At 69.9% G+C, this 20,893-nt stretch carries 18 protein-coding genes; 11 read left to right on the top strand and 7 right to left on the bottom strand.

The features are described from left to right. Positions 1–28 precede the first annotated feature (28 nt). Both AC1RRW_RS18120 and AC1RRW_RS18115 read right to left on the bottom strand, forming a co-directional pair. Positions 29–1,375 carry a sensor histidine kinase gene (locus AC1RRW_RS18120; RefSeq protein WP_492902509.1) on the bottom strand — a complete coding sequence of 449 codons (1,347 nt, stop codon included), beginning with the start codon at positions 1,373–1,375 and terminating at the stop codon, positions 29–31. Further along, a complete protein-coding gene (locus AC1RRW_RS18115; RefSeq protein ID WP_492902507.1) occupies positions 1,372–2,088 on the bottom strand; it encodes a response regulator in 717 nt (238 codons plus the stop codon). The genes AC1RRW_RS18120 and AC1RRW_RS18115 overlap by 4 nt, the downstream gene beginning before the upstream one ends. A 278-nt stretch (positions 2,089–2,366) precedes the next feature. Here AC1RRW_RS18115 and AC1RRW_RS18110 point away from each other — a divergent pair, with 278 nt between their 5' ends. The 5 genes from AC1RRW_RS18110 (at position 2,367) to AC1RRW_RS18090 (ending at position 7,586) form a co-directional block, all read left to right on the top strand. Beyond that, positions 2,367–3,374, top strand: coding sequence for an LLM class flavin-dependent oxidoreductase (locus AC1RRW_RS18110; RefSeq protein WP_492902505.1), 1,008 nt, complete (start codon positions 2,367–2,369; stop codon positions 3,372–3,374). A 70-nt stretch (positions 3,375–3,444) separates the two neighbouring features. Further along, complete coding sequence (locus AC1RRW_RS18105) at positions 3,445–4,263, top strand: transglutaminase-like domain-containing protein (RefSeq protein ID WP_492902503.1); 819 nt, start codon at positions 3,445–3,447, stop codon at positions 4,261–4,263. A 297-nt stretch (positions 4,264–4,560) separates the two neighbouring features. After that, a complete protein-coding gene (locus tag AC1RRW_RS18100) occupies positions 4,561–5,010 on the top strand; it encodes a Fur family transcriptional regulator (RefSeq protein WP_492902502.1) in 450 nt (149 codons plus the stop codon). Between the two features lie 79 nt (positions 5,011–5,089). Continuing rightward, positions 5,090–6,334, top strand: coding sequence for an aminopeptidase (locus tag AC1RRW_RS18095; protein WP_492902500.1), 1,245 nt, complete (start codon positions 5,090–5,092; stop codon positions 6,332–6,334). A gap of 22 nt (positions 6,335–6,356) precedes the next feature. Beyond that, positions 6,357–7,586: an MFS transporter gene (locus AC1RRW_RS18090; RefSeq protein WP_492902498.1), complete on the top strand. Its 1,230-nt coding sequence runs from the start codon at positions 6,357–6,359 to the stop codon at positions 7,584–7,586. 8 nt (positions 7,587–7,594) lie between these two features. Here AC1RRW_RS18090 and acs read toward each other — a convergent pair whose 3' ends face one another. Then, entirely contained in the window at positions 7,595–9,541 is a 1,947-nt protein-coding gene (gene acs / locus AC1RRW_RS18085) for an acetate--CoA ligase (protein ID WP_492902497.1), read from the bottom strand. A gap of 253 nt (positions 9,542–9,794) precedes the next feature. Here acs and AC1RRW_RS18080 point away from each other — a divergent pair, with 253 nt between their 5' ends. Further along, positions 9,795–10,934, top strand: a complete 1,140-nt coding sequence (locus tag AC1RRW_RS18080) for a T6SS phospholipase effector Tle1-like catalytic domain-containing protein (protein ID WP_492902496.1) — start codon at positions 9,795–9,797, stop codon at positions 10,932–10,934. A gap of 12 nt (positions 10,935–10,946) precedes the next feature. Here AC1RRW_RS18080 and AC1RRW_RS18075 read toward each other — a convergent pair whose 3' ends face one another. The 4 genes from AC1RRW_RS18075 to tsaD all read right to left on the bottom strand — a co-directional run bounded on the left by AC1RRW_RS18075 (position 10,947) and on the right by tsaD (position 13,815). Further along, on the bottom strand, positions 10,947–11,354 hold the full coding sequence (locus AC1RRW_RS18075; RefSeq protein WP_492902494.1) for an EVE domain-containing protein: 408 nt from the start codon (positions 11,352–11,354) through the stop codon (positions 10,947–10,949). Positions 11,355–11,422: 68 nt separating this feature from the next. Further along, on the bottom strand, positions 11,423–11,749 hold the full coding sequence (locus tag AC1RRW_RS18070; protein ID WP_492902492.1) for a hypothetical protein: 327 nt from the start codon (positions 11,747–11,749) through the stop codon (positions 11,423–11,425). A gap of 10 nt (positions 11,750–11,759) precedes the next feature. Then, the gene (locus AC1RRW_RS18065; protein ID WP_492902490.1) at positions 11,760–12,758 is read right to left on the bottom strand and encodes an NAD(P)H-dependent glycerol-3-phosphate dehydrogenase; all 999 of its coding nucleotides are present in this window, start codon (positions 12,756–12,758) and stop codon (positions 11,760–11,762) included. 13 nt (positions 12,759–12,771) lie between these two features. Further along, entirely contained in the window at positions 12,772–13,815 is a 1,044-nt protein-coding gene (tsaD, locus tag AC1RRW_RS18060) for a tRNA (adenosine(37)-N6)-threonylcarbamoyltransferase complex transferase subunit TsaD (protein WP_492902488.1), read from the bottom strand. 197 nt (positions 13,816–14,012) lie between these two features. On the opposite strand from tsaD, the gene hemC reads away from it, so the two are divergent. From hemC to rpoH, 5 genes are all read left to right on the top strand, one after another. Then, a complete protein-coding gene (gene hemC / locus AC1RRW_RS18055) occupies positions 14,013–14,963 on the top strand; it encodes a hydroxymethylbilane synthase (protein ID WP_492902486.1) in 951 nt (316 codons plus the stop codon). A gap of 26 nt (positions 14,964–14,989) precedes the next feature. Next, complete coding sequence (locus AC1RRW_RS18050) at positions 14,990–16,942, top strand: uroporphyrinogen-III synthase (RefSeq protein ID WP_492902485.1); 1,953 nt, start codon at positions 14,990–14,992, stop codon at positions 16,940–16,942. A gap of 17 nt (positions 16,943–16,959) precedes the next feature. Continuing rightward, complete coding sequence (locus AC1RRW_RS18045) at positions 16,960–18,699, top strand: heme biosynthesis protein HemY (protein WP_492902483.1); 1,740 nt, start codon at positions 16,960–16,962, stop codon at positions 18,697–18,699. Between the two features lie 46 nt (positions 18,700–18,745). Next, entirely contained in the window at positions 18,746–19,777 is a 1,032-nt protein-coding gene (locus AC1RRW_RS18040) for an RluA family pseudouridine synthase (protein ID WP_492902482.1), read from the top strand. Between the two features lie 213 nt (positions 19,778–19,990). Beyond that, positions 19,991–20,887: an RNA polymerase sigma factor RpoH gene (gene rpoH / locus AC1RRW_RS18035; RefSeq protein ID WP_492902480.1), complete on the top strand. Its 897-nt coding sequence runs from the start codon at positions 19,991–19,993 to the stop codon at positions 20,885–20,887. The last annotated feature ends 6 nt before the right edge of the window (positions 20,888–20,893 follow it).

Below are 20,893 nucleotides of genomic sequence, written 5' to 3'. Positions count from 1 at the left end.
AGGCGGGCCGGCGGGGCGTCTGTCGCTGCTACCAGCGGCGCGGCCAGGCGATCGTCGCCCGCAAGCCGCCGCCGGGCCGCTCGGACAGCGCGAGTTCGCCGCGATGTCCTTGGGCGATGGCGCGCACGATGGCGAGGCCCAGCCCGAAGCCGCTGCCCTCGCGCAGCGTCCGCGCCAGGTCGCTGCGGTAGAACGGCTCGAACACCTTCCCGCGCTCCTCCGCCGCGATGCCCGGCCCGTCATCCTCGACCGTGATCGCGATCCGGTCGGGATCGGCGTCATCGAGCCTGACGGCCGCCTTGCCGCCGAACTTGATCGCGTTGTCGACGAGGTTCGTCACCGCCCGCATCATCTGGTCGGAGTCGCACAGCGCCGAGGCGCGCATCGATCCCTGATAGACGACGATATGGCCGAGATCGCCGAAATCGTCGCAGATGGTCTGGAGCAGCGCCGGGATGTCGGTCGCGACCATGCTGCCCGACGCGCGGCCCTCGCGCAGATAGGACAGCGCGCCGCCGACCATGCGCTCCATCAAGGCGAGATCGGACAGGATCGCCTGGCGCTTGTCCGCCTCGCCGATGTCCTCGGCGCGAAGACGCAGCCGCGTGATCGGCGTGCGCAGATCGTGGCTGACGGCGGCGAGCATCCGCGTGCGTTCGTCGATCAGCCGCCGGATGCGGCGCGCCATCGCGCCGAAGGCAGCCGCCAGCCGCTTGACCTCGACCGGCCCGCGCGCGATCGCGACCGTCTCGTCGCGGTCGGGATCGAAGCGGTCGGCGGCCTCGGCCAGCCGCGTCATCGGCGAGACCACGGCCCGGGTCGCCCAGAGCGACAAGAGGCCGATCAGCGTCGCCAGCGAGGCCAGCATCGCGATCAGGAAGATGATGAAGGCGAGCCCGCGCGGCGGCGGCGTCATCGGCGGCGGCGCCATCACGAGGCCGGACCCGTCGGGGAAGCGCAGGCCGACCGGCGGCGGCCCGGGGAAACCGCCGCCCTGCCTGTCGACGGTGAAGCTGTCGGCGATGCCGCGAAGCTCGTCCTGCAGGCTCCTCTGCATCTCGTGGTCGAGTTTGTGCGGCGACCGGGCGGTGGCGGCCACGCCGTCGCCGAGCCGCGACAGCCGCGGATTGGCGGCGAGCGCGGCGGAGAGGACGACCTCGCGCGCCTCGGGACTTCCCGCCGCCTGCATCTGCCGCGCGACGGTGACGAGCTCGACGACATAGGGAAAACTCGGCAGCCGCCTGAATTCGCGCGGCAGCGTCACCAAGAGCACGACGGCCGTGACGACATTGGCGAGGATCAGCGAGCCGACGACGATGACCGCGATCTGCGCCGCCGCGCGCTCCGGCAACAGCCGCAGGAAAAGGCGTTTCATCCGGCCGTGATCTCCGGCGAGAACATGTAGCCGCCCGAGCGGATCGTCTGTATAAGCTCGGGCTCGCGCGGATTGCGCTCCATCTTCTGGCGCAGCCGGCTGACCAGCACGTCGATCGAGCGCTCGAAGGGGGCCGCGGCCCGCCCTTGGGTCAGGTCGAGCAGCTGGTCGCGCGAGAGCACGCGCCGCGGCCGCTCGCAGAAGGCGAGCAGCAGGTCGAGTTCCGCCCCGGTCAGCGCGACGCGCTCGCCCGCCGGGTTGAACAGGCGGCGCACCGCCTTGTCGAGCTTCCAGCCCTCGAAGGTGATCGTGATGCTTTCGCCGATCCCGGGCTGGGCCAGCGCCTGCGCGCGCCGCAGCACGGCCCGGATCCGCGCCAGCAATTCGCGCGGGTTGAACGGCTTCACCAGATAGTCGTCGGCGCCCATCTCGAGCCCGAGGATGCGGTCGATCTCCTCGGCCTTGGCCGTCAGCATGATGATCGGGATCGCGCCGTCGGAGCGCAGCCGGCGGCACAGCGACAGGCCGTCCTCGCCCGGCAGCATCAGGTCGAGCACGACGAGATCGAAGCGCCCGTCCCGCAGCGCCACGTCCATCTCGCGGCCGTTCGGCACGGCCTTCACCCGCATGTCGTGGTTGCGCAGGAAGCGCGAGACGAGGTTGGCGATCTCGCGGTCGTCCTCGACCATCAGGATATGCGGCGTCCGGTTCATGCCTGCCTCGACTCCAGCGCGGCCGGAAACCGCCGCGAAACGGCTCTACGCCTGCCTTCTGCGAGGGTCGCCCGTCGAATTGTGTCCGAATGTTTCCGTATAAGATCGGGAAACCGGCCGACACCAAAAACCCCGCAGGCGCCGCGATCGCGCGCAGAACCCGGGCGCAGGGACGCATGACGCCGTCGTCGCGGCTCTGGAAACGCGCCCCGGCGCAGCCCATTCTCAGGGCGTCGGACCGGCGCATGATCGCGCCGGCAAACGCGGACGGAGCGGCCATGATTGCGATTTCGGTGCTGGACCTCGTGCCGGTCAACGAGGGCGAGAGCCCGGGAGACGCCCTGCGCAAATCGATCGAGCTGGCGCGGCATGTCGAAGGACTGGGCTACACGCGCTATTGGGTCGCCGAGCATCACAACATGACCGGCATCGCCAGCGCCGCCACCGCCGTCGTGATCGGCCAGCTCGCCGCCGCGACCAAGACCATGCGGATCGGCGCCGGCGGCGTGATGCTGCCGAACCATGCGCCGCTGATCATCGCCGAGCAGTTCGGCACGCTCGACGCGCTGTTTCCGGGCCGGATCGATCTCGGTCTCGGCCGCGCCCCCGGCGCCGACCAATTGACCATGCGGGCGATGCGGCGCGATCCGCATGCGGCGCACGACTTCCCGCGCGACGTCATGGAGGTGCAAGCCTATTTCGAGCCGGCCGAGCCCGGCCAGTCGATCCAGGCCGTGCCGGGCGCGGGGCAGAACGTGCCGCTCTGGATTCTGGGGTCGAGCCTGTTCGGGGCGCAGCTCGCCGCCGAACTCGGCCTGCCCTATGCCTTCGCCTCGCATTTCGCGCCCGAGGCGCTGATGCAGGCGCTCGGCCTGTATCGCGAGCGCTTCAAACCCTCGGCGCAAGCGGCCAAGCCCCATGCCATGCCGGGCGTCTCGGTGATCGCGGCCGATACCGACGCGCAGGCGCGCCGGCTCTTCACCTCGCAGCAATTGCGCTTTCTCGACATGATCCGCGGCACGCGCGGCAAGCTGAAAGCCCCGGTCGACGACATCGACCGGCATTGGGCGCCGCATGAAAAGATGCAGGCCTCGCAGATGCTGCGCTACGCCTTCGTCGGCTCGGCGGACACGATCGCGCGCGAATTGTCCGACTTCATCACGGCGACACTCGCCGACGAGATCATGGCGACCGCGCCGATCTTCGACCTGCAGGCGCGCAAGCGCTCCTACGCCATCCTCGCCGAGGTGGCGCAGGGCTTGGAAGCGGCCCGGGACGCGGCCTGATCATCGCCCGGAACATCGGCGGCGGGGCGGCGTTGGCCTGTCTCACCACATGATGGTCCGGGGAATTTGGATGAAGCTCGATATCGAGGCTGTGCTGACCTATGGCTTCGGCAGCGCCACGCAGGTGATCGCCGCGATCGAGGCGGCGCGCTCGCCCGACCAGACGATCCTGTCGGAAAGCCTCGAGATCTCGCCGCACGCGACCCTGATCCGCGACCAGGACGCCGAGACCGGCGAGCGCCGCTTCCGCACCGCGCTGAGCGGGCAGGTCGAGATCCGCTACCGCGCCGTCGTCGACAACGGCCTGCGCAGGCCGCTTGGCCCGGATGCCTTCCAGCACGACTGGTCGCAATTGCCGCGCGAGGTGCTTCCTTATGTGCTGCCGAGCCGCTTCTGCCCCTCGGACGAATTCATGCGCTTCGCCCAGCGTGAATTCCATGACGTGCCGCTGGGCGGCGCGCGCGTGCTCGCGGTGCTCGACTGGCTGCACGAGCATGTCGATTACGTCCACGGCGTCAGCAACGCGACGACCACGGCCGAGCGGACCTTCATCGACCGCGCCGGCGTCTGCCGCGACTTCAGCCATCTCGGCATCACCCTGACCCGGGCGCTGAACATTCCGGCCCGCGCGGTCAGCGCCTATGCGCTCGATCTCGACCCGCCGGATTTCCACGCCGTCTTCGAGGTCTATCTCGGCGAGCGCTGGCACCTGGTCGATCCGACGCGGCTCGCCCCCGTCGAGGGCATGGTCCGCATCGGCAGCGGCCGCGACGCCGCCGACATCGCCTTCCTGACCAGCGAGTTCAACTGCCAGTGCCTGAACCAGAGCATCACGGTCAGCCGCGCCGAGAGCGATACGCAGGACGGCGAGACGCGGCAGGCTGCGTGAGGGCTGCGGTGGCCTTCCATGCCAGCCTCTTCGACGCGCCCCGCCCGCCCATTCCGCAGGGTCGGTTGGCGTCGCTGGGACGATCTCCTCACGCGATTGCAAGTCGTTGCATCTTTTGACGCTTCCGACAATGATTTGCAACAAGCCCGCTTTCCGCTCGGCCGATCGCGGCCGAGCAAAAATAATTCGCGCCTGATCAAAATGTTGCCCATGCTCTGATCGAAAAAGCGGTGTCCATTTTTCGGAGCAGGCGCGACGCTTTTTGCAAACGCCTCTCAGCATTGCTATGACGTCTGCATGACGGGAATCGATCAGCGCGTGGCCGGTTTCGAGGGCCAGCTCCGCAATGCCGGGCTGCGCATGACGCAGCAGCGCCGGCTGATCCTGCGCGTGCTGGCCGAGGCCGACGACCATCCCGACGCCAAGGGCATCTTCAGCCGGGCCTTCGCGCAGGATCCGACGTTGTCGCTCTCGACCGTCTACCGCACGATGAAGCTGCTGGAGACGCAAGGGGCGATCGAGCGGCACGCCTTCGAGGACGGCGTCTCGCGCTACGAGCATGCGGATCAGCAGCACCACGACCATCTGATCGATATCGAGAGCGGCCTGGTGGTCGAGTTCTCCTCGCCCGAGATCGAGGCGCTGCAGGCCAGGATCGCCGCCGAACTCGGCTACGAGATCGTGCGCCACCGGCTCGAACTCTACTGCCGCAAGCTCGAGCCGGGGAAACGGCGCGGCCGACGCTGACCTTGCGCCATGGGTTGACCGCGGCCGGAATTCGGCGAGCAATGCGCTCCCGACGAATCCCGAAACGGCCGCTCCGCTCATGACCCTGCACACCACCCCGATCGATTCCGCCAGGCTCGACCGTCTGGCGGAGGTCGCCGTCAAGGTCGGCCTCAACCTGCGGGAGGGGCAGGATCTGTTCCTGACAGCGCCGGTCGCGGCCCTGCCGCTGGTGCGCCGCATCGCCGAGCATGCCTACAAGGCCGGCGCCGGCCTTGTCGTTCCGATGCTCGCCGACGAGGAGACGACGCTGGCGCGCTACAGGTTCGCCAACGACGCCAGCTTCGACCGCGCCGCCGGCTGGCTCTACGAGGGCGTGGCCAAGGCCTTCGCCGCCAACACGGCGCGCCTCGCCATCGTCGGCGACGATCCGATGCTGCTCTCCGGGCAGGATCCGCAGAAGGTCGGCCGCGCCAGCAAGGCCAATTCGATCGCCTACAAGCCGGCGCTGGAAAAGATCGCCGGCTTCGACATCAACTGGAACATCCTCGCCTATCCGACACTGTCATGGGCGCGGCAGGTCTTTCCGGGCGAGGCCGACGACATCGCGGTCGGCAAGCTGGCGGAGGCGATCTTCGCGGCCTCGCGCGTCGACCGCGACGATGCGATACAGGCATGGGCTTCGCATAACGCGACGCTGGCCAGGCGCACGCAATGGCTGAACGGTCAGCGCTTCGCCTCGCTGCGCTACACCGGCCCCGGCACGGACCTGACGATCGGGCTGGCGGACGGCCATGAGTGGCAGGGCGGCGCCTCGACCGCGAAGAACGGCGTCACCTGCAACGCCAACATCCCGACCGAGGAGGTCTTCACCACGCCGCATGCGCTGCGCGTCGAGGGCCATGTCCGCTCGACCAAGCCGCTCTCCTATCAGGGCACGCTGATCGAGAACATCGCCGTCCGCTTCGAGGGCGGGCGCATCGTCGAGGCCCACGCCACGCGCGGACAGGAGGTGCTCGGCAAGGTGCTGGAGACCGACGACGGCGCGAGCCGGCTCGGCGAGGTGGCGCTGGTGCCGCATTCATCGCCGATCTCGCGGAGCGGACTGCTCTTCTTCAACACGCTCTTCGACGAGAACGCCGCCTGCCACATCGCGCTCGGCCAGTGCTACGCGAAATGCTTCCTCGGCGGGGCCGATCTCTCGCCCGAGCAGATCGCGGCGCAGGGCGGCAATGCGAGCCTGATCCATATCGACTGGATGATCGGCTCGGACCGGATCGACATCGACGGCGTGCGCGAGGACGGCGGTCGCGTGCCGGTGTTCCGCAAGGGCGAGTGGGCCTGACGCGGCGCGCGGGACAGAGACGATGGCGCGGACCGAGAGCTCGATGGGCGCGCTCGGCGCGATCATCTGCGGCGCGCTGATCCTGCAGGTCGCCAACACGATCGTGCATACGGTCGTGCCGCTCTGGATGGCGACCTCCGGCCAGCCGCCGATCATGATCGGCGCGGTCGGCTCGGCCTATTCGGTCGGGTTTCTCGCCGGCTGCTTCGTCGCGCCGGCGCTGATCCGCCGGATCGGGCACATCCGCGGCTTCGCCGTCTTCGCGTCGCTCCAGGCCGCCGCGACCATCGCCTTCGCGTTGATCCCGGAGACGGCCTGGATCCTGCCGCGTCTCGCCATGGGCGCCTGCGGGGCGGGACTCGGGGTCTGCATCGAGAGCTGGATCAGCGGACAGGCCAGGGGCACGCATCGCGGACGCGTCTTCGGCGCCTACCAGATCCTCAACCGCATCTCCCTGATCGGCTCGCAGATCGGCGTCGGCTATGTCTCGCTGACGACGCCTGACGTCTTCCTCTATGCCAGCATCGCCTTCTCGCTGGCGCTGATCCCGGTCGGCCTGACCCGCGCGCGGGGACCGGAAACCAGCGAGGTGGTCTCGGTCATGCTGCGCTCGCTCTGGCGGCAGGCCCCGACCGGCGTCGTCGGCTGTCTCTATGTCGGGCTGATGGGCGGTCCGCTGACCTCGGTCGCGCCCGCCTACGGCATCCTGATCGGGCTCGACCAGCGCGGCACCATCCTGCTGACGGCGGCGGTGCAGATCGGCGCGCTGCTGCTGCAATGGCCGCTCGGCTTCCTGGCCGACCGCGTCGCCAGCCGCCTGATCATCCTGGCCGGCACGGCCCTCACCACGTTCGCGGCGGGCCTGCTCGCGACGCTGATCTCGCTCGGCGTCCCGATGACGCTGCCCGTGCTCGCCGGCCTCTTCGCGCTGATCGGCGCCTGCAGCATCCCGCTCTACACCGTCGCGGTGACGCACACCTATCTCAGGCTCGGCCCGGAGCGGGCCGTCGGCATCTCGGCGAAGCTGCTCTTTCTCTGGGCCGTCGGCTCGACCATCGGCCCGCTGCTGGCCAGCGCCTTCATGCAGGCGATCGGCCCGCAGGGGCTGCTGCTTTACATCGTCACGCTCTCGGCCGCGGTCGGCAGCTATGTCGTGCTGCGCATCGCGCGAAAACCCTCGCCGCCGACGCCGGAGGGCGAGCGCCCGGCGACGCCGCCCGTCCTGCCCGAGATTGATCCGCGGCGGCGCTGAGGACCGCCCTACCCCGCCTTGCGCTTGTTCTGCCGGTTGGCGATCAGGTCGTCGACCACCGCCGGATCGGCCAGCGTCGAGGTGTCGCCGAGCGCCCCGAACTCGTCCTCGGCGATCTTGCGCAGGATGCGGCGCATGATCTTGCCCGAACGCGTCTTGGGCAGCCCCGGCGAGAACTGGATCAAATCCGGCGAGGCGATCGGCCCGATCTCCTTGCGCACATGCGCGACCAGTTCCTTGCGCAGCGCGTCGGAGGATTTCTCGCCGGTCATCAGCGTGACATAGGCGTAGATGCCCTGCCCCTTGATGTCGTGCGGATAGCCGACGACGGCGGCCTCCGAGACCTTGGGATGCGCGACCAGCGCCGATTCGACCTCGGCCGTGCCCATGCGGTGGCCCGAGACGTTGATCACGTCGTCGACGCGGCCGGTGATCCAGTAATAGCCGTCGGCGTCGCGCCGGCAGCCGTCGCCGGTGAAGTACTTGTTCGGATAGGTCGCGAAATAGGTTTCCTCGAAGCGCTTGTGGTCGCCATAGACCGTGCGCATCTGGCCGGGCCAGCTCTCGGCGATGACGAGGTTGCCCTCGGTCGCGCCCTCGAGCACCTTGCCCTCGGCGTCGACGATCTCGGGCTTCACGCCGAAGAAGGGCCGCGTCGCCGATCCCGGCTTGAGCTTGGTCGCGCCGGGCAGCGGCGTGATCAGGATGCCGCCGGTCTCGGTCTGCCACCAGGTGTCGACGATCGGGCAGCGCCGGTCGCCGACGACGCGGTGATACCACTCCCAGGCCTCCGGATTGATCGGCTCGCCGACCGAGCCGAGCAGGCGCAGCGACCTGCGCCTGGTCTTCTTCACCGGCTCCTCGCCGGCGCCCATCAGCGATCGGATCGCGGTCGGCGCGGTGTAGAAGGTATTGACCTTGTGCTTGTCGATGACCTCCCAGAAGCGCGAGATCGTCGGATAGGTCGGGATGCCCTCGAACATCAGCGTCGTCGCGCCGTTGGCGAGGGGACCGTAGACGATGTAGCTGTGGCCGGTGACCCAGCCGACATCGGCCGTGCACCAGTAGATCTCGCCGTCATGGTAGTCGAAGACGTATCTGTGCGTCATCGCGGCGTAGACGAGATAGCCGCCGGTCGTGTGCAGCACGCCCTTGGGCTTTCCGGTCGAGCCAGAGGTGTAGAGGATGAAGAGCGGGTCCTCCGCCTTCATCTCGACCGGCGGGCAGTGCCCTGAGACCTTCGCCGCCTCCTCGTGATACCAGACGTCGCGGCCCGCCTTCATGGTCACGTCGCCGCCGGTCCGCTTCACGACGATCACGGTCTTGACCGGCGCCTTCTCGGCCGCCGCATCGACATTGACCTTGAGCGGAACCTTGCGCCCGCCGCGCAGGCCCTCGTCGGCGGTGATCACCACGTCCGACGCCGCGCCCTCGATGCGTCCCGAGAGCGAATCCGGCGAGAAGCCGCCGAAGACGATCGAATGCACCGCGCCGATGCGCGCGCAGGCGAGCATCGCATAGGCCGCCTCCGGGATCATCGGCATGTAGATTGTGACGCGGTCGCCCTTCCTGACGCCGTTCGCCTTGAGCACGTTGGCGAACCTGCAGACCTCGGTGTAGAGCTGGCCATAGCTGATCTTCTTCGACTCGGACGGGTCGTCGCCCTCCCAGATGATCGCGGTCTGCTTGGCGCGGGTCGCCAGATGCCGGTCGACGCAGTTGTAGGCGACGTTGGTGGTGCCGTCCTCATACCATTTGATCGAGACCTTGCCGGGCTTGTAGCTGGCGTTGCGGACCTTGGTGTAGGGTTTGAACCAGTCGATCTGCTGGCCCTGCTCGCCCCAGAACCTGTCCGGATCCTTGATCGAGGCCGCATACATCTTCTTGTATTTGGCGTCGGTGAGATGCGCCTTCTTGGCCCATGCGGCCGGCACGTCATGGATCGTCTCGGACATTTAGGCATCTCCCCAGACTTGGGCGTCTTGAACTTGGGCCGTCTTGATTGGCGCGGTCTTGATGTCGGTCATCGCGGCTGCCGAAACCGGCGAAAACGCCGGCCTCGGTCCGTTTCGTATCGTCGGCGGCATCATAAGGACCAGCGTCCGCGCGGCAAGCGTGCGCGCCTCGCACTTTGGTGGCAGAAAAATCCTGCGTGGCTTACGCTGCCCTCAATCCTGGGTTGTTCTGGCCTTGCTGAAGGAGCACGCGATGGAAACCGGCAAGACGATCTGCATCTTCTCGGACGGCACCGGCCAGGCCGGCGGCGTGAACCCGATCAACTGGACCAACGTCTATCGCCTCTTCAAGGCGACACGGGATGTCGATCCGGCCGGCCAGCTCTGCTTCTACGACCCGGGCCTGGGGTCTAACCCGGATGCCGGCGAGGTTCGCGGCCCCTTCCGGCGCATGAAGGACTGGTTCGCCCGGGCCACCGGCTACGGGATCACCGACAACATCATCGATTGCTACGCCGCCCTGTTGCTCGCCTGCGAGCCCGGCGACCGCATCTTCCTGTTCGGCTTCAGTCGCGGCGCCTACACCGTGCGCAGCCTTGGCGGCGTGCTTGGCCTGTGCGGCGTTCCGCCCGTCCAGAGGAAGGTCAGGCGTTGGGACGCCTTCGCGGAGGCGCTCCAGGAGCCCGCCATCCGCGAACTCGCGAAGCAGGCGGTCGAGCAGGTCTACATGACCACCGACGACAACCAGCGGGCGGCGGCGGCCGGGCGCTTCCGGTCCGAGCACGGCTCGGCCCCGCGGCCGCCCTATTTCGTCGGCGTCTGGGACACCGTCCGGGCGCTCGGCCTGCCGGGGATCGGCAGCTTGCCGGGACGCCACAGGTTTCACGATCCGGTGCTCGACAAGGGCGTCGCCCATGGCCGCCAGGCGCTGGCGATCGACGAGAACCGGCTCGTCTTCGCGCCCGACCTCTGGGACGAGCGCGAAGCCCGGAAGGACCAGATCAAGCAGATCTGGTTTCCCGGCGTGCATACCGATATCGGCGGCGGCTATGGACTGAAAATGGGCCTCTCCGACCTGACCCTGGGCTGGATGACGGACGAAGCCACCGCGATCGAACACCCGCTGGTCGTCGATCCCTCCCTGCTGGCGGAACTGGCTCCGGACGCGCGTGGCCAGCAGCATGACGAGCGTCAGACCTCATGGCTGCCCTGGCGCGAGGGCACGCGCGAGCACTTCGTCGCCGACCCCTTCCAGCCCTTGCCGGCCGCGATGGCGAGCGCGGTCGAGGTCCGCCTCAAGGCGCCGCAGGTTCCGGTCCTCGATCGCGCGCGACCCTATCGCCCGCGCGCCTTGGCGAGCTATCCGCCGTTTTCGGCGTATTACCGACGCTGAAGCCGCGCCCGCCTAAAGTCCGCCCATCTTGCAGACCAGCGCCCACTCGTCGTCCGTCACCGGCTGGACCGAGAGCCTGAACGAGGTCACCAGCGCCATCTTGGCGAGCTTCGGCTCCGCCTTGACCTGCGCCAGCGTCACCGGCCTGGGCAGCGGCTTCACCGCCCTGAAATCGACCAGCACCCAGGGTTCGCCCGGTATCCAGTTATAGGCCTCCTTGACGACCTCGACGATGCCGACGATCTCGAGCCCCTCGTTGGAATGGTAGAAGAAGACCTGCTCGCCCTGCTTCATCGCCATCAGGTTGAGCTTGGCGGTGTGGTTCCTCACGCCGTCCCAATGCGTCCCCTTCGCGCCGGCCGCGACCTGCTGCTCCCAGGACCAGGTCGACGGTTCGGATTTGATCAGCCAGTGGGGCATGGGACGCTCGGCAATCGGCAATAGGCAGTCGATAGCGGAGATTATCCCGACTGCCTACTGCCGATTGCCTACTCTTCTTCTGGTAGCGGCGCCGGCGGCCGCGACGCCGCCTGCCCGTTCTCGTTCCAGAAACGGACCATCTCGCGCGTCAGCGCGGCATAGTCCCCAGGATCGAGATCGACCCTGACCTCGCCCTCGCCGAAGGGCAGGATCAGCACGAAGCGATGGGTGTCCTCGACCCGTCTGCGCCGGAGCTGGATCACCGGCCCGGCCGGCACCCGGCCGGCAAGCGCCACGGGCAGGCTCTCGCTGACGAGTTCCGAACCCGTGGTCTTCTTGACCTCGGCCAGGCCGCGCGCCACGCGCTTCTTCAGATCGGACCAGTCGCCAGCCATGCCGTTCTCCTCACGATTCCGCGCGGATCGGCCGGGCGAGCAGGCCCGCGACCGCCTCGCGCACGCCGCCGCGCCCGGCGATGACGCCCGCGATCGCCTCGGCGATCGGCATTTCGATCCCTCTCGCCTGCGCCATTCCCGCCAGGGCCTGCGCCGTGAAGGCGCCCTCGGCGAGCTTGCCGCCGGCCGCCTCCGCCAGCGCTCGCCCCTGCCCGAGCGCAAGCCCGAACGAGAAGTTTCGCGACTGCGGCGAGGAACAGCTCAGCACGAGATCGCCCAGTCCCGATAGCCCCATCAGCGTCTCCGCCTGGCCGCCATAGGCCGCGCCGAAACGCCGCAATTCGGCGAAGCCGCGCGCCACCAGCGCGGCGCGGGCGCTTTCGCCATAGCCCAGTCCGATCGCGATGCCGGCCGCGATGGCGAGCACGTTCTTGGCCGCCCCGCCGATCTCGACGCCGCGCGGATCGGCGCTGTGATAGATCCGGAAGGCGGCCGAACTCAGCGCCTCGGCCAGCGCCTGCGCGAGATAGGGGTCGGCCGCGGCCAGCGTCACGGCGGTCGGCAGCCCGCGCCCGACATCGGCGGCGAAACTCGGCCCGGACAGGATCGCCGGCGCCGAGCCCGGAAACGCGTCCGCGATGATCTCGGTGGTGAAGAGATCGCTGCCCTGCTCGATGCCTTTGGCGGCGGAGATCGCGGGCAGCCCCGCCGGAAGGGCCAGCACCAGGCCCTCGCAGACCTGCCGCAGCGCCTGCGTCGGCACGGCCAGCACGAGCGCGCGGGCCTGCGCCAGATCGGCCAGCGACCCGGTCGGGCGGATCGTCTCCGGCAAGGTCACGCCGGGCAGGCGTGGCGCGACGCGGCGCGTCGCGATCGCATCCACCGTGGCGTCGTCGCGCGCCCAGAGCACGACCTCTCGCCCGGCGCGCGCCGCCGCCAGCGCCAGGGCCGCGCCCCAAGAGCCCGCGCCGACGACGCCGATCGTCTGGAACAGCGTCGCCCCGCTCATGGCTTCTGGCGTTTCATGGCTTGGGGCGCAGCTCGTCCAGCGGCCAGCGCGGCCGCGCCAGCGCGCCCATGTCGTCGACCATGCCGAGCTTGAGCCGCTCCAGCCCGGCCCAGGCGATCATCGCGCCATTGTCGCCGCAGAGCGAAGGCGGCGGCGCGATCATCGGCAGGCCGGCCTCGGTCGCGAGCCGCGTCAGCCCGCGCCGGATCGGCTGGTTGGCCGAGACGCCGCCGGCGACGACGAGCGCGTTCGGCATGACGCCGGCCTCGCGGCAGCCGCGCAGGCCGGCCCGCGTCCGGTCCACGAGCAGATCGACCACCGCCGCCTGGAAGGAGGCGCAGAGATCGGCGACGTCGCGATCCGACAGGGGCGCGATCCGCTCGGCGACGAGCCTGACCGCCGTCTTGAGGCCAGACAGCGAAAAGTCGGGCTTGGGCCGCCCGCTCATCGGACGGGGGAAATCGAAGCGCTCGGGATCGCCGGCCTCGGCCTCGCGCTCGACCGAGGGCCCGCCGGGATAGGCCAGCCCCAGCATCTTGGCGATCTTGTCGAAGGCCTCGCCGACCGCGTCGTCGATCGTGCCGCCGAGTTTGAGATAGTCGCCGACGCCGCGCACCGCGAGCAGTTGCGTATGCCCGCCCGAGACCAGCAGCAGCAGGTAAGGGAAGGCGAGGTTGTCGGTCAGCCGCGCCGTCAGCGCATGCGCTTCGAGATGGTTGACCGCGATGAACGGCTTTCCGGTGACGAGCGCGATCGCCTTGGCGGTGGTCAGCCCGACCATGACGCCGCCGACGAGGCCGGGGCCGGCAGCCGCCGCCACCGCGTCGATCTGGTGCGGTTCGAGATCGGCTTCCGCGAAGGCGCGCGCGACGATGCGGTCGAGCGCCTCGACATGGGCGCGCGCCGCGATCTCCGGCACGACGCCGCCATAGGCGGCATGCGCCGCGATCTGGCTCAGCACCTCGTTCGACAGGATCTTCGGCCGGCCTGACGGCGTCAGGCCGACGATCGCGGCCGCAGTCTCGTCGCAAGTCGTCTCTATGCCCAGAACACGCATGGTCGGTCGATCGGGTCTCGCGAAGGGCCAGGGAACGAAGAGCTACAGGACATGCGGCGGCGTGGCGGTTTCGCGCCGGGAATTCCCTCGTATAGTGCGCGGGCGAGCATAAGGCCAAGGGTCTGCGGCGTCGGTCGGTTCATCCGGGCCGGAAGCAGCGCCCGAGGACCGTAAAAACGGGGGACGACGTAAGGCGCATGACCGAGATCGCAGCTTCGCTTCAGGCCAGGGCAGCCGGCCGATTCGTGATCGGCACGCGCGGCAGCCCGCTCGCGCTGGCGCAGGCGCACGAATTCGCCGGCCGCCTCGCCCAGGCCCATGGCTGGGACGTCGAGGAGCTGCCGCTCGACATCATCAAGGTCACAGGCGACGCGATCCAGGACCGCCCGCTGGCGGAGGCCGGCGGCAAGGGCCTTTTCACCAAGGAGATCGACACGGCCCAGCTTGCCCGACGCATCGATTACGCGGTCCACTCGGCCAAGGACCTGCCGACCGCCCTGCCCGAGGGTCTCGTCATCGCCGGCTACCTGCCGCGCGAGGATGCCCGCGACGCGCTGATCGCCCGCGACGCCGGCCGCATCCTCGACCTGCCGCGCGGCGCGGTCGTCGGCTCGGCCTCGCTGCGCCGGCAGGCGATGCTGCGGCGGCTGCGGCCCGACCTGGAGATCATCCTACTGCGCGGCAATGTCGGCACGCGGCTCTCCAAGGTCGCGAGCGGCGAGATCGGCGCGACCCTGCTCGCGCTGGCCGGGCTCAAACGCCTCGGCCTCGCCGACAAGGTCTCGGGCGTGCTGCCGGTCGACGAGTTCCTGCCGGCCGTCGGCCAGGGCGCGATCGCGGTCGTGGTCCGCGCCGGCGACGAGGCGGCGGCCGATGCCCTCGGCCCCATCCTGTGCCGCGACACCGGCATCGCGCTTAGCGCCGAGCGCGCCTTCCTGACCGAGCTCGACGGCTCCTGCCGCACCCCGATCGCGGGCCACGCCACAGTGTCGGACGGCAAGGTCCATCTGCGCGGGCTCCTGCTCTCGCCCGACGGCACGGCGAGCGCGGAAGACGAGCAGACCGCCGCCGCCAGCGACGCCGCCGCAATGGGCGCCGAACTTGGACGCGCGCTGCGCGTTCGGGCTCCGCATGGAATCTACAGCTGACGCTAGGCAGGACCGAAGGACATCTCATGCGCATCTTCGTCTTCCGCCCCGAAAGTGACGCGCAGCGCAGCGCGCAGGCGATCCGTGCGCGCGGACACGAGCCGGTGCTGGCGCCGCTGTTCACGATCGCCCGGCTGCCTGAGGCCGCGCCCGCCGGGGACTTCGTCGCGATCGTGCTGACCAGCGCCAACGCCGTGCCGGCTCTCTCGGATGGTCCGGCCGCCTGGCGCGACCTGCCGGTCTTCAGCGTCGGCACGCGCACGGCGGAAGCCGCGCGCGCGGCCGGGTTCGACGATGCCCGCAGCGCAGGCGGCGACCGGCACGATCTCGCCGAACTGATCGCGCGCAACATGCCGGAAGGCGCGCGCCTGCTGCTGATCGCGGGCCGCGACCGGCACGAGGATCTGCCCGAATTGCTGGCCAAGGCGGGCTTCTCGGTCGAGACCTGGGTGGCCTATGCGGCCGAGGCCGCCGCCATGCTGCCGAAGGAGGCCGCCAAAGCCATCGCCGACGGCGAGGTCGACGCGGCGCTGCACTATTCGCCGCGCGGCGCCGAGACCTTCGTCAGGCTGACCAACGCCGTCCATCTCGGCGACGAGGCCATGGCGCTGACCCATGTCGCGCTCTCGGCCGAGGTGGCGGCGCCGCTGATCGCCGCCGGAGCCGATACGGTCCTCGTCGCCGAGCATCCCGAAGAGGCGGCGCTGCTGGCCGCGCTCGATCAGGTCTCCGCTCGCAATCGCGGCATGGAGGGTGCTAAGGACAGCGCCGCTGCGCCCACCGGCGTCGAGACGGACAGGGACGCGATGGCCGAACCAGGGATTCCGGAAACGCCGCGTTCGCGCACCCGCCGCACCCCGCCGACGCTGGAGGCGAAGGCGGTGGAACTGGCCGAGACGCCGCCTGTCGCCAGGGAGGCCGCGCCATCGCCCGAGGCGGCGCTGCCGACGGAGGCCCTGGCGCACGAGTTCGCGGCCCCGCCGGCCGAGACGGACGGCAAGCCCCACACCGCGGCGCCGACTCCGCCGACTCCCGAGCCTGCGCGGCAGGAGCGCCGCTCGCTTCTGCCCGCCATGGCGCTGGCCGGGATCGTCGGCGGCGTCATCGGTGCGGGGCTGGTGATGCTGGCGCTCGGCCGCGCCGCGCCGGCGATCGGCGCCGAGGAGGTCGCGGCCCTGCGCAGCCAGATCGCGAATCTGCAGAGCCGGACCGAGGCCCTGCAGAGCCAGACGGCCGCCGCCGCCAAGGCTGGGGCCGACGCCCAGGCCGCCAGCGCCCGCGCCACCGAACTCGCCGCGGCCCAGCGCGCCCAGACCCCGGATGCGGGCGCGATCGCCGGCCTCAGCGATCAGGCGCGCCGCGCCGAGGCCGCCGCCGCCGCGATCGGGCAGCGTCTAGACCAGGCGGCCCAGCGCATCGGCAGCGTCGAGACGCTTGCCAGGACGGCGTCCGCGCCGAGCCCGCAATCCATGGCAGCGGCCCGCATCGTGCTGGCCGAGCGCATCCAGACCGCCATCGTCTCGGGCAAGCCCTTCGCGAGCGATGTCGCCGCGCTCGAGAAGGGCGGTGGCGCGCCCGCCGAGATCGGCGCTCTCAACGCCGTAGCCAGCACCGGCGCGCCGACGAACGGCGCCTTGCTGGCCCAGTTCAAGACGCATCAGGCGCTCTTCGCCAAAGAGATGACGCCTGCGACGGCCGGCTGGAAGGATAAGCTGCTCGGCATCGCCAGCCGCGTCGTCACGATCCGCCCGGTCGGCGACGCCGGGGCCAACGACCCCGCGACGCTGGTGATGCGGCTCGAGAACGCCATCGCCGCCGGCAGGATCGGCACGGCCGCGACGTTGTGGGGGCAGTTGCCGGAGCCGGCGCGCCGGGCCAGCGCCGAACTTGGCGAAAACCTCGGCAAGCGTGCCGCCGCCGATGTGGCCATCGCGAAAATCGCGCAGGATGCCGTCGCCGCGCTCGGCGCGGCCGGCTGACGAAAGGATAGAGGTCCATGGTTCGCGTTCTGCTCTATCTCGCCGTCATCGCCGCGCTCGCGGTCAGTGCGGTCTGGCTCGCCGACCGGCCGGGCGAGGTCACCATGGTCTGGCAGGGCTACCGGATCGAGACCTCGGTCGCCATCGCCGCGATCGGCGTCGTCGTGCTCGCCATGCTGGCGATGCTGGGCTGGAGCCTGCTGCGCTTCCTGCTCGGCCTGCCCGGCGCCTTCAGCTTCGCCTCGCGGGCCCGCCGCCGGGCGCGCGGTTTCGAGGCCGTCTCGCGCGGCATGGTCGCGATCGGCGCGGGCGATCCCGTCGCGGCCGGCCGTTTCGCCGGCGACGCGCGCCGCTTCGCCGGCAACGAGCCGCTGACCCTGCTGCTGGAGGCCCAGTCCGCCCAGCTTTCGGGCGACCGGGCCAAGGCCGAGGCCGCCTTCAAGCAGATGCTCGACCGGCCGGAGACGCGCGTGCTCGGCTTGCGCGGGCTCTTCGTCGAGGCGCGGCGTCGCGGCGACATGACCGCCGCGCGCGCCTTCGCCGACGACGCCGTGCGCCGGTCGCCCTCGCTCGCTTGGGCCAATGACGCGCTGCTGGACTTCCACACCGCGGCCGGCGACTGGCCCGCCGCGCGCACCGCCGTCGAGCGCCGCGCCGCCTTGCGGCTGGCCGAGAAGACCGAGGCCCGCCGCCAGCGCGCCGTGCTGCTCGCCGCCGAGGCGCTCGAAGCGAAGGGCCGCGAGCCGGAGAAGGCGCTCGCCGCCGCTTTGGAGGCCGTGAAGCTCTCGCCCGGCCTGACCCCGGCCGCGGCGCTGGCCGGCCGCATGCTGTCCGAGCGCGGCGACATCCGCAAGGCCGCGAAACTGCTGGAGGCCGCCTGGAAGGAGGCCTCGCATCCCGACATCGCCTCCGCCTATCTCGACGTGCGGCCCGGCGACAGCGCGCAGGACAGGCTCGCCCGCGCCACGACGCTGACGAAGCTCAGGCCCGCCGACCCGGAAGGCGTGCTGGCGCTGGCGGGAGCGGCGATCCACGCGCATGATTTCGCGAAGGCGCGCGAGACGCTCAGGCCCCTGCTGGCCGGCGGCGCGTCCGTGCGCGCCTGCCTGCTGATGGCGGAGCTCGAAGAGGCTGAGCATGGCGCGGCCGGGCGCGTGCGCGAATGGCTGGCGCGCGCCACCCGCGCCCCGCGCGACGCCGCCTGGGTCGCCGACGGGCTGGTCTCGGACGAGTGGATGCCGGTCTCGCCGATCTCGGGCCGTCTCGACGCCTTCGTCTGGACCGTGCCGCCGGCAACCCTCGGCAGCCGGGCCGAGAGCGTCGACGACGTGCTTTCCGACCTCGACGACCGCTCGGCCCCGCTGATCGAGGCGCGCGCCGATGCCAGCCGCGTCGAGCCCGATCCGGCCACGATCATCGCGCCCAAGGCGGAGCCCACGCCGCCGGAGCCGGCGCCCAAGCCCGTCGTCTCGGACCCGGTCGCTGCCTCGAAACCGGAACCGAAGCCGGACCCGGTCATCATCGAGCACGAGCCGAAGCCTGAAGCGAAACCGGAGCCGAAAGCCGAGTCAGTGCCCGGGCCGGTCGCCAAAGCGGCCGAAAAGCCGCCCGGGCCGCCCGCTCACGCCGCCGTCAACGGCGCGAGCCGGCCGAAGCCGGTGATCTTCCCGGTCTCGCATGCGCCCGACGATCCGGGCCCGGAGGAGATTCCGACGAACGAAGCGGACAAGAAGGCGAAGTTCCGCATCTTCGGCTGATCCGAAAGAGGGTGCGCTCGCCGGACGCACCCCTTATAGCGACGCCATGACCTCCGACATCGCCACCCACGCCACCGGCGTGACGCTCCTCGTCACGGCCGAACAGGCCGGAAGCCGGCTCGACAAGGCGCTGACCCTGCTGTCGGTCGAAATCTCGCGCGCGCGCCTGCAACAGGTGATCAGGGAGGGCGGCGTCAGGCTGAACGGCGTGGTCTTCACCGACGGCAGCCGCAAGGTCGTCGAAGGCGACGAACTGGCGCTGGTGATGCCGGCGGCCAAGTCCGCCGACCCGGCCGGCCAGGACATTCCGCTGACAATCGTCTTCGAGGACGAGTATCTGATCGTGATCGACAAGCCGGCCGGGCTCGTCGTCCACCCCGCCGGCGGCCATGAGGACGGCACGCTGGTCAACGCGCTGATCGCCCATTGCGGCGAGAGCCTGTCCGGCATCGGCGGCGTGCGCCGGCCCGGCATCGTCCACCGCCTCGACAAGGACACGAGCGGTCTCCTCGTCGTCGCCAAGACCGACAAGGCGCATCACGGACTGGCCAGGCAGTTCGCCGACCACGGCCGCACCGGCCCGCTGGAGCGCGCCTATCTCGCCATCGCCTGGGGCATGCCGCGCCGTCACAACGGCACGGTTCACGCCAATCTCGAACGCTCCAACCGCAATCGCGAGAAGATGGCGGTCGTCGCCGAGGACAAAGGCCGCGAGGCGATCACGCATTTCACCGTGATCGAGCGCTATCCGGCCCTGCTCAAGGGAACGCGGGAGACCGAGCCGCTCGCCAGCCTGATCGAATGCCGGCTGGAGACCGGCCGCACCCACCAGATCCGCGTGCATATGAGCCATATCGGCCACCCGCTGCTCGGCGACCGGCTCTACGGCTCCGGCTTCGCCACCAAGGCGTCGCGCCTGCCCGACAAGCCGCGCGCGGCGCTCGATGCGCTCGGCCGGCAGGCTCTGCATGCGGCGCTGCTCGGCTTCGCCCATCCGGTCACCGGCGCGGACATGCATTTCGAGTCCGATCCGCCCGAGGATTTTGCATTGCTGCAAGAAGAACTCTCAACTCTGTGAGCCGATCGGGCTCCTCTGCCCATTTTCCGCCTTGCTCGGCCGTATTATAAGCGTCGTCGGAAGCGGATGGCCAAGGGGGCGCCGCTTTCGATCTCGCTCATGAACCCGCGCGCATCCGGCGCGTTGGATCAGGTCATGGGCAAAGGCCGGCATGGCGATTTCGATCCATGCGGCTGGCTTGCCGCGAAGCGGGGGCCGGAAAGGAATAGGAGCATGGCTGCGGCTTCATTGCCCGTCCTGTCCGCCGAAGGCGGACTGTCACGGTATCTCGACGAGATTCGGAAGTTCCCGATGCTGGAACCGAATCAGGAATTCATGCTGGCCAAGAGCTGGCGCGAGCATGGCGACCGCGACGCGGCGCACAAGCTCGTCACCTCGCATCTGCGGCTCGTCGCCAAGATCGCGATGGGCTATCGCGGCTACGGCCTGCCGATCGGCGAGGTCGTCTCCGAAGGCAATGTCGGCCTGATGCAGGCGGTCAAGCGCTTCGAGCCCGACAAGGGCTTCCGGCTCGCGACCTATGCCATGTGGTGGATCAAGGCCTCGATCCAGGAATACATCCTGCGCTCCTGGTCGCTGGTGAAGATGGGCACCACCGCCAACCAGAAGAAGCTGTTCTTCAACCTGCGCAAGGCCAAGAGCAAGATCTCGGCGCTGGGCGAGGGCGATCTGCGGCCCGACCAGGTCAAGGTCATCGCGACCAGGCTCGGCGTGAACGAGCAGGACGTGGTCGACATGAACCGCCGCCTCGGCGGCGACGCCTCGCTCAACACGCCGCTGCGCGAGGACGGCGACGGCGAATGGCAGGACTGGCTGGTCGACGACAGCGAGAGCCAGGAGCGCCGCTATGCGGAATCGCAGGAAAGCGACAATCGGCATTCCGCCCTGCGCGAGGCGCTGAGCGTGCTGAACCCGCGCGAGCGCCGCATCTTCGAGGCGCGCCGCCTGGTCGACGATCCGATCACGCTGGAGCAGCTTTCCGAGGAGTTCGGCGTTTCGCGCGAGCGCGTCCGCCAGATCGAGGTCCGCGCCTTCGAGAAGGTGCAGGACGCGGTCAAGAAGGCGATCGTCCGCATCGAGGCGCCGCGCATGGCGCTGCCGGCGTCGTGAGCAGCC

This window comes from Allobosea sp. GW821-FHT12C12, from assembly GCF_058807355.1.
Note: the sequence above shows the minus strand (reverse complement) of the source record. Positions and strands in the feature narration are given on the sequence as shown.